This window comes from Pseudomonadota bacterium (assembly GCA_023229365.1).
Lineage (GTDB): Bacteria > Myxococcota_A > Polyangia > JAAYKL01 > JAAYKL01 > JALNZK01.
Map to the genome: position 1 here is coordinate 1 of JALNZK010000168.1, position 9403 is coordinate 9403.

General features: G+C 72.4%; 8 protein-coding genes and 1 pseudogene. 8 read left to right on the forward strand and 1 reads right to left on the reverse strand.

Going from position 1 to position 9403, the window contains the following annotated elements; all coding sequences use genetic code 11:
* Positions 1–256, reverse strand: a 256-nt coding sequence (locus M0R80_29380) for a hypothetical protein (GenBank protein ID MCK9463752.1), incomplete at its 3' end; no start/stop codon positions are given.
* On the opposite strand from M0R80_29380, the gene M0R80_29385 reads away from it, so the two are divergent.
* The 8 genes and pseudogenes from M0R80_29385 to M0R80_29420 all read left to right on the forward strand — a co-directional run.
* Positions 236–1279: a hypothetical protein gene (locus M0R80_29385; GenBank protein ID MCK9463753.1), complete on the forward strand. Its 1044-nt coding sequence runs from the start codon at positions 236–238 to the stop codon at positions 1277–1279. The two genes, M0R80_29380 and M0R80_29385, sit on opposite strands and share 21 nt — an antisense overlap.
* A complete protein-coding gene (locus M0R80_29390; GenBank protein MCK9463754.1) occupies positions 1245–2054 on the forward strand; it encodes an ABC transporter ATP-binding protein in 810 nt (269 codons plus the stop codon). The genes M0R80_29385 and M0R80_29390 overlap by 35 nt, the downstream gene beginning before the upstream one ends.
* The gene (locus M0R80_29395; GenBank protein MCK9463755.1) at positions 2051–3070 is read left to right on the forward strand and encodes an ABC transporter ATP-binding protein; all 1020 of its coding nucleotides are present in this window, start codon (positions 2051–2053) and stop codon (positions 3068–3070) included. Before M0R80_29390 ends, M0R80_29395 begins: the two co-directional genes overlap by 4 nt.
* Positions 3071–3188: 118 nt before the next feature.
* Positions 3189–3662: a hypothetical protein gene (locus tag M0R80_29400; GenBank protein ID MCK9463756.1), complete on the forward strand. Its 474-nt coding sequence runs from the start codon at positions 3189–3191 to the stop codon at positions 3660–3662.
* A gap of 22 nt (positions 3663–3684) precedes the next feature.
* Positions 3685–4455, forward strand: coding sequence for an MBL fold metallo-hydrolase (locus M0R80_29405; protein MCK9463757.1), 771 nt, complete (start codon positions 3685–3687; stop codon positions 4453–4455).
* Positions 4456–4614: 159 nt separating this feature from the next.
* Positions 4615–4818 (forward strand): annotated as a pseudogene (locus tag M0R80_29410) (hypothetical protein).
* 979 nt (positions 4819–5797) lie between these two features.
* Complete coding sequence (locus M0R80_29415; protein MCK9463758.1) at positions 5798–7303, forward strand: oligosaccharide flippase family protein; 1506 nt, start codon at positions 5798–5800, stop codon at positions 7301–7303.
* Between the two features lie 13 nt (positions 7304–7316).
* Positions 7317–9403 (forward strand): hypothetical protein (locus M0R80_29420; GenBank protein ID MCK9463759.1); only part of this gene is annotated, 2087 nt, incomplete at its 3' end.

Genomic DNA, 9403 nt, shown 5'->3' on the forward strand with positions numbered 1-9403 from the left:
GGGGGGGGGCGCATGCACTTTCCTCCATGAAAACAGCATTTGTACCACGGTATTCTCCAACAGATTTAGTGTCAATGCCGAATCTTCGGCGACAATTAAATTTGGTACGGGCGCCCGATCCGCGACCGGGAATACCGATCCTCATTCGGGCGATGATTTCGTCGAAGGCGCCCGCGCGCTTTCGAGAACGGCGCGGATGCTCTATGCTCTGCGGACGAAAGCCGGAAACGATCGAATGCCGTTGAAGCTCCTCCATACGCTCCCGCTCGTCCTCGCGCTCGGCGGGGTCGTTACGCTCGTCGCGGGGTGCCGCGCGAGGGATCCCGTGATCCTGCCGCCTGTGAAGCCGGTCCAGAACGTGCTCCTGTGGACCATCGACGCGCAGGGCCGCGTGGACACGCACTGGGTCCGCGGCAACAGGAACGGCGGCCGGATCATCGCGTCGCGGCCCGGGCTCCTGCTCGCGGTGCCCGGCGGCGTGTACGAGGTCGAGGAGCGGGCGGTCGAGCTCCCGACCTGCGACTGCGCCGCGTGGGAGGCGGCCGGGCGGGAGGGCGCGTGCCCGGCGGTCGCGGCGGGCGCCGACGTCACCCGCCTCGTCGCCGTGAGCCGGCTGGACGGCGAGGAGTCTCCGATCACCGATCCGCCCGAGGCGGAGGACGGGAACGGGCCGGCGTTCGGCGAGCTCGCGTCCAGGGCGAGGGTGACCGCGTCGATGGGGCCGTACCTTTTCGTCCGGATCGACACGCGGGCGACGGCGTGCGGCGCGGCCCACGACACCCTGTCCTCCGAGCTCATCGTGTTCGACCTCGTCGCCGGCGGGGCCGTCGACCTCTTCACCGAGGCGGAGCGGAGCGCGCTGGCCGGGCGGGAGCAGGCGGCGGCGTTCGAGCTGTTCGAAGGCGACACCCTCGTCGACGCGGCGCGGCCGGAGGATCTCGAGCTGACGATGATCGCCCCGTCCGTTTTGCCCGGGGTCGGGCTCGGCCTGCGCTACCAGTTCTCGGCGGGCTCGTCCTTCGCCGCGTCCGACGGCGCCTGGGGCGCCTACACGCGATCGGTCGAGGTCAACGCGGCCGCGCTCCCGGCGTCGATCGCCCCGTTCGCCGAGATCCCGGAGGCGCTCCGCACGTTCCCGCCGCCCGGGGAGGGGCTCGCGATCGGCGGGTTCGCCCCGATCACCGCGACGACGGAGCAGCTCGCGGCGCTGGAGCGCTCGTTCGCCGCCGCCGAGGAGGATGCGGATGCCGAAGGCTCCACACGTGCTCTCGATCCGTGACCTCGTCGTCGAGGTGACGGGGCGAGACGGCGCGCGCGACGTGATCGACGGCCTCTCGCTCGACGTGCCGCGGGGGCGGGCGGTCGCGCTCGTCGGGGAGTCGGGCTCCGGCAAGACGCTCACGGCGCTCGCGGTGCTCGGGCTCCTGCCGCGCGCGGCGAAGGTCCGGCGCGGCGCCGTGCTGTTCGACGGGGAGGACGTCCTCGCGGCCGGCGAGGATCGCCTGTGCGAGCTCCGCGGTGACCGGATCGGCATGGTGTTCCAGGAGCCGCGCTCCGCGCTCAACCCGCTCAAGCAGGTCGGGCCGCAGATCGGCGAGGTGCTGCGGCTGCACAAGGGGCTCGGCGGGAGCCTCGTCCGCGAGCAGGTGCTGTCGCTCATGGAGATGGTCGGCATCGCGGACCCGCCGCGGAGCTACGCGGCCTACCCGCACCAGCTGTCGAGCGGCGTGCTCCAGCGCATCCTCGTCGCGGTCGCGCTGGCGTGCCGCCCGGACCTCGTGATCGCCGACGAGCCCACGAGCGCGCTCGACGCCACGGTCCAGGCCCAGATCATCGATCTCCTCGCGCGCCTGCGGCGCGACCTCCGGATGTCGATGCTGCTCATCACCCACAGCCTGGGCGTCGTGGCGGCGCTCGCCGACTCGGTCGCGGTGCTGCACGGCGGCCGCGTGATCGAGGCGGGCGACGTGCGGCAGGTCTTTGCGGCGCCCGAGCACCCGTACACCCGCTCCCTCCTCGAGGCGGGCGCGGCCGGGGGGAGGGTGCGCCAGTGAAAGGCGAACCGCGCGCGCCCCTCGTCGAGGCCAAGGAGGTCACGAAGCTGTACTACGCGAGCCCGGGCCTGTGGGCCGCGGGGGGCCGGCGAAAGTACGTCCGCGCCCTGGATCGAGTGTCGCTGGCCGTCTTCCCGGGCGAGACGGTCGGGCTGGTCGGCGAGTCCGGCTGCGGGAAGAGCACGCTCGGCCGGCTGCTCATCCGGCTCGAGACGCCGACCGCCGGGCAGATCGCGTTCGACGGGCAGGACATCACGCGGCTGCGCGGCGGGAAGCTCAGGCGGCGCCGGCGCGACATGCAGATCATCTTCCAGGATCCGGCGTCGAGCCTGAACCCGCGGCTCAAGGTGCGCACGGCGCTCGAGGAGGCGGTGCGCACGCACAGGGGGCGCGTCTCGGCGCGGCAGATGATCGCGCAGCTCGGGGCGCTCCTCGAGATGGTCCGGCTGCCGGTCGAGGCGCTCGGGCGGCTCCCGCGCGAGTTCTCGGTCGGCGAGCGCCAGCGGATCTCGCTCGCCCGCGCGCTCGCGGTCGAGCCGCGGTTCCTCGTCGCGGACGAGCCGGTGTCGGCGCTCGACGTGGCGAGCCGCGCCCAGCTGTCGGCGCTGCTCGTCAACCTGCAGCGGGAGCTGGGCGTCGCCTTCCTGCTCATCTCGCACGACGTCGAGCTCGTCGGCCGCCTGAGCCACAGGATCGCCGTGATGTACCTCGGCCGCATCGTGGAGATCGCGCCGACGGATCGGCTCCTCGACGCGCCGCGCCACCCGTACACGCGCGCGCTGCTCGCCTCGGTGCTGTCGCGCGAGCCGGGCGCGTTCCGCCCGCCCGCCGTCGTGCACGGCGATCCGCCCTCGCCGCTCGAGCCGCCGAAGGGGTGCCACTTCCACCCGCGCTGCCCGCACGCCGAGATGTCGTGCCGCCTGATCGTGCCGCTCGTGCGCGAGGTCGGGCCGGGGCACCTCTCGATGTGCCACTTCGAGTTCGACGGCGACGTCAAGCTCGCGCCGCGCCCGTGAGCCCCGATCGCGGGCGGATTTTTCTCCCGTAGCGTCGATTTTCGTCAACCGCGCGGCGGAACGTCCGATTCAGGGGGGAGGGACGGCGGCCGTCTCGCGCCGCCGGGAGAGGAGTCTCATGGACGCGGAGCAGAGGATCGAGGCGCTCGAGAGGATCGCGGCCACGGCAGGGACCGCGGCGGCGGGGGCCGCGCCGGTCGCGGACGGGAGCGTGCGGCGGCGCATCGACGAGGGGTACTGCGTGCTCATCGGGTGCGCGAGCCACGCCACGGCGCTCGCGGTCGAGGGGCTCGAGCCGAGCGAGGTTCGGCGCTTCAGGATGATGGTCGACGCGCTCGCCGAGGCGGAGGAGCTGTTCGCGCGCGAGGGCCCGGGCAAGGCTGGGTGGAGGCTCGTGGCCGTCCGCGACGCGCTCTATGACGCGGTCGGCGAGGCGGCCGGGAGGCTCAGGTCCCGCGCGGCGTTCGCGTTCCGCCACGACGGCGACGACCGGCGCCGGCGGATCTTCTTCGCCGCGTACGCCCCGAGCCTCCCGCCGAGGCTCAAGGGGCGCCGCGCCATGTTCGACACCGTGGAGTTGAAATTGCGGTGACGTGGGCTAGACTGCCGCCCTGATGATCGCGATCTCCCTCCAGTCCGGCAGCAACGGCAACTGCATCTACGTCGAGGCCGGCGACACGCGCCTCCTCGTCGACGCGGGGATTAGCGGCAAGCAGGTCGAGCGGCGGCTCGCCTCCCGCGGGCGCGATCCGCGGTCCCTGTCGGCGGTGCTCGTCACGCACGACCACATCGACCACGTGAAGTGCGCCGGGATCTACGCGCGCAAGTGGGGCGTCCCGGTCTACCTCACCGGCAAGACGCTCGCTGCGGCGCGCGGGAGGTTCGACCTCGGCCGGATCGCCGACGTGCGCGCGTTCGGCGCCGGCGACGCGTTCGAGATCGGGGGAGTGCGGGTCGAGACGATCCCGACGCCCCACGACGGCACGGACGGCGTCGCGTACGCCGTGGAGCATCGGGGAAAGAGGCTCGGCGTGCTTACGGATCTCGGCCACCCGTTCGACGGCCTCGGCGCGCTCGTGTCGGATCTCGACGGCGTGTTCCTCGAGAGCAACCACGACGAACGGATGCTCGCGGAGGGGCCGTACCCCGCGTACCTCAAGCGCCGCATCCGGGGGCCGCACGGGCACATCTCGAACGAGGAGGCGGCGGCGCTCCTCACCGCGGCGGCGGATCTCGGCAGGCTCCAGTGGGCCTGCCTCGCGCACCTGTCGGCCGAGAACAACACGCCCGAGGTCGCGCTCGCGACGAGCGCGAGGGCGCTCGACGGCCGGATCCCGCTCGCCGTGGCGAGCCGCGAGATCGTTTCCGACGTCTTCGAAATCTGATTCGGGTCACGCTCGGGCCCGGTGAATTCGTGATACGCTCCCGACGAGAGGAAGGGGGGTGCGGGCGACATGGCAATCAGAGCGTCTGTGCTGTCTCGGATCGCGGGGGCCCTTGCGGCGGCGGCGCTCGCGGCGTGCGGCGAAGGCGGCGACACCGGGGATCCGGACGCGAGCTCGGATTCCGACGCGGACACCGACACGGATTCCGACGCGGACACGGATTCCGACGCGGACACGGATTCCGACGCGGACACCGACACGGATTCGGACGTCGACACCGATTCCGACGCGGACGCGGGAGGCGACGGCGGCGAGCCGGACACCGAGACCGGCGCCGAGTGCGTCGACGAGGACAGCGACTCGTGGTGCCTCCCGTTCGACTGCGTCGACACGGACAGCTCGATCAACCCCGGGCAGCTGGAGGACGCCGACGGCGGGGTCGACGACGACTGCGACGGGCTGACCGACGAGCTCGACGTACCCGCGCCGACGATGTGGGCCGAGCTGTGGTACTCCGCAGACACGCTCCTCGTGTACGTGGAGCTCGACGCGGAGGACGGGACGGTGGTCGGCTTCACGTCGAGCGCGGTGACCGGCCTCCCGTGGGGGCACAACCTGATCACGATGCTGGAGGACGGCTCGCTCTTCGGCGCGCGGCTGTCGGACGCCGACGATCAGACCCACTTCTACCACATCGCCGAGCCGCCGCGGGACGGCAGCCCGGTCACCCCGACCCTGCTCGGGACGATGCCCGGCGGCATCATGCTCGAGGCGCTGTACACCGACTGCGACGGGCGGCTCTACGGAATGGACACCGGCGTCGACGTGAGCAGCTCCACCGGCAACCGGCTGCTGCGCTTCACGGGCGACTACCTGGCGAGCGACTTCAGCTTCATCGTGGTCAGCGATCTCGAGGTCGCCGATGTGGCCGACATCGACGACATGGGCCCCGGGATCGACGCGGACGGCGAGATTACAGACAACCCGGGCTTCGCGATCGACTCGTGCGACATTTACGATTTCGACTACGAGACCGGCTTCGGCACGCTGATCGCGACCGGCGGCACCTGGGGGATCCACGCGCTCGGCGGCCCGCTGTTCACCGACGGGGTCTCGCGGTTGTACGTGCTGTCGATGGACGCCGAGCTGTTCGAGGTCGATCCGATCACGTACGCTATTTCCGGCGTCCTCGGCACGGGGCCGGCGGTCACCACGGGCCTGCCCGGTTGGACCGGCCTCGCGGGCCCCCTGACCGACTGCATCAGCGGCTTCCCGGAGTGAGCGCAAGAGTGAGCGCAAGACGCTTGACGCCCAACCGGCCTGCCCGTACCGTTCGGCGGCCATGAGCACGACAGCCGACGACAAGGTGATCAAGTCCGTCGGGCGCGGCGTCCTGTACATCGCCTTCGCCAAGGCGTGGTTCCTCGTCACCGGGGTGGCGCTCGGCCTGATCCTGCCCCGCGTCTTCAAGTGGTCGGCCGGCAGCGAGGAGGCCGGGCAGGCGCTGTTCGGCGCCTACGGCATCGTCTTCACCGGCGTGTCGTTCATCAACAACACGCTGATAACGGGCACGATCCAGGCGGTCTCCAAGTTCACGAGCGAGGACGAGACGCGCGCGGGGGCCGTGCGCCGCACCGGCCTCCTCGTCCAGGGCGGCATCGGCGTGATCCTCGGCGCGGCGTACGCGCTCCTCGCGGGCGTCATCGCGACGTTCTGGTTCGAGAAGCCCGACCTCGCGGACCTGATGCGCCTCTCCGCCGGCATCATCGTCGCGTACTCCTGCTACGGCGTGTTCATCGGCTCGTTCAATGGGCTGCGGCGGTTCAACCGGCAGGCGCTGTTCGACGTCACGTTCTCGACGCTGAAGACGGTCGCCATCATCCTGTTCGTCGTGGCCGGCTTCGAGGTGCTCGGCACGGTGCTCGGCTTCCTGATCACCGCGGTGCTCGTCGCGATCCTCGCGGGGTTCGTCTCGCGCCGCCCGGTGGTCGGGACGTTCCCCGCCAAGCGCTTCCTCCAGTTCGACACGCTGTTGCTCGTCTACACGTTCCTCCTGAACCTCGTGCTCATGCTGGATCTCTACCTGCTCGGGGGGCTCGTGCCGGGCGCGGACGCCTTGCAGCGCGCCGGCCAGTACAAGGCCGCGCAGCAGCTCGCCTTCATCCCGTACCAGGCGGTGCTCGCGATCGCGTTCGTCGTGTTCCCGCTCGTCTCGAAGGCGACGTTCGATCAGGACGAGGAGAAGGCGCGCGGCTACGTGCGGCAGACCATGCGCTTCGCCGCCATCTTCCTCACGGCGCTCGCGGCGGTCATGTTCGCGCTCCCGGAGCAGGCGGCGCGCCTCATGTTCCCGCCGGAGTACGCGGTCATCGCCCCGGCGCTCCGGATCCTCTCCCTCGGCATCGTCGCGTTCGGGCTGATGATCATCGGCAACACGATCCTGAACGGTTCGGGTCACCCGTGGCGTGCGCTCGCCGTGATCGTCGCGGGGCTCGTCGCGGCGGTCGGCTCCGTGTCCGCGCTCGTCTCCGGCGCGGGGCACGGGACCGAGACGCTCGCGGCGGCGGCGTCCGGATCGGGCATCGGCTGGACCGTGGCGCTCGTCGTCTGCGGGGTCCTCGTGTGGCGCCGCTTCAAGGCGTTCCTGCCCTGGAAGACGGCGCTGCGCGTCGCGATCGCCGGCGCTGCGGCGGCGGCGGCCGGGCACGTCCTCCCGGTTGCGGGCAAGATGTTCACGCTCGTGGAGGTGGTGGTGGTGCTGCTGGTCTACCTGGGCGCGCTCGCCTTGATGCGCGAGTTCGGCCGGGAGGATCTGTCCAAGGTGAGGAAGATCATCGGCCGCGGGTGAGCGGAGACGTCGGATGAGCGCGCCTGAGAAAGCGAATGCGGGCTGCCTGGGGATCGGCGCGGACGTCGCCGCGATCCTCCCGGCGTGGCTCGCGTGCCTCGCCGTCGATCCGACGAGCGCGGCGATCGTCGGCCTGCCGCTCGCGGCCGCGGCGATCGCGATCCGCAGGAGGCTTTGGCCGGCCACCCCCTTCCGGGGCCGCGTCGTCGTCGGCGTCGCGCTGCCGTTTGCGGTGATCGCCGCGTCGGCCGCCGTCGGGCTCGGGAGCCTCGGCGCGATTGTGCCGTGGCTCGTCGCGGCCGCGCCGATCGCGGTGCTGGAGCGGCGGCTCGCGCGCCGCGGCAGGTCGCTCGTCGCCCGCTTCCCGCTCGTGACGGGCGCCGTCTTCGCGCTGCTCGCGCTCGCGCTCGACCTGCTCCTGCTCACCTGGAACGTGATCGAGTACCCCACCGAGGACTACATCAAGGCGTTCGCCGCCCCCCAGGCGGCGCCCGAGTGGAGCGGCGCGGCGAAGCGCGCGGCGGTCGCCATCGCCCGGGAGGGGGACGCCGGCGCGGGCGGCGTCCTGGCGCTCGCGAAAGAGGGCTCGCCGCACGGCGTCTACGTCACGCTGTACGACGCGGAGGGGAGGAGCGCCCGCGGCTTCTCGCGCGGCGGCGGGGACTCGTTCACGGCCGTCCTGAACGCCTCGAACCGGGCGCGCGGGGCGGCGCCGCCGGGGTGGAACGCGGACGGCGGGCAGCTCCGCGTCCAGGTCGACGTGCCCGGACCGACGCGGCGCGCGGCGTACCGCCCGCTGTTCGAGCTCGGCGCGGGGCTGTTCCGGGGCGCGGATCCGGCGCTCAAGAGCATGGCGCACCTCGGGCGCTGGCTCGACCTCTGCTCCCAGACCGAGATCGGCGTCGACGGGATCGCCTTCGCCGTGCGCGGCCGCGAGGAGCCGGTGGTCGTGCTGCCCGCCGATCCCGTCACCCAGGGCATGCTGACGCCCCGCGTCACGTCGAACGCCAAGGCGCTCGAGGTCATCGCCGCGCGGGCGGCGGAGGCGCAGCTGGGAGACGAGGGGGCGATCGAGCGCGGCTTCGTGCGGGCGGGGCTGTTCCGGACGACGAGCTTCGCGAGCGCCGGCGCGGACGGCGCGGTCGCGGATCTGTTCCGCGGCAACACCCTCCACGGCGAGCGGCTGACGCGCGCCGACCTCGTGTCGCGAACCGCGCTCGCGGTGTCCTGGCTCTCGAGGCGCGTGGAGGCGGACGGGCGGTTCCACTACGAGTTGTTCCCGCCGTACCGCGCGCGGACGAAGGGCTACAACCTGCCGCGCCACGCCGGCGCCGTGTACGGCCTGTTCACGGCGTACAGGTACGGCCGCGCGGAGCCGGGGCTCGCGAAGGCCGGGCGGGAGGCGCTGCCGGCCGGGCTCCGGGCGCTCGACTACATGGACGCGAACCTCCGGGCGCCGGCGAAGAAATCGGGCGGCGCGCTGTGCTTCGTCGGCGATCGCGGGCGGGCGGAGTCCGGCTCCACCGCGCTCGGGGCGATCGCGATAGCGCTCCTCCCGGCGCCCGAGGAGGTGGAGGACGCGGCGCTCGCAGCGCGCGTCCGGGCCTACCCCGCGGAGGATCGCCTCGCCGGGATGACGCGCTGCATGCTCCAGATGATCGACCCGGACGGCGCGGTGTTCGCGACGCACCGGGATTCGAGGCGCCGCGCGCGGGTGAAGAAGGAGCCGCTCTACTACCCGGGCGAGGTGGCGCTCGCGCTCGTCAAGATCTACCAGCGGACGGGCGATCCCGGTGCGCTCGAGGGCTCGCGGCGCATCGCCGATCGGCAGCTCCGCCTGTACGCCGTGCCGCGGGCGCTCGAGTTCCCGTGGCCGGGGGATCACTGGATCATCCAGGCGCTCGCCGAGCTCACCGCGGTGACCGGCGACGAGGAGTACGCGCGGCTCGCCGTGCTCATGGCCGAGGGCTACGTGCGGGAGCAGCACCCGCCGCAGGCGTTCCTCTACCCGGACTACCGCGGCGCGTACCGCCGCATCTTCGACGTGCCGCGCACGACGCGGGCAGGCTCCCGCGGCGAGGCGCCCGGCGGCGCGGTCCG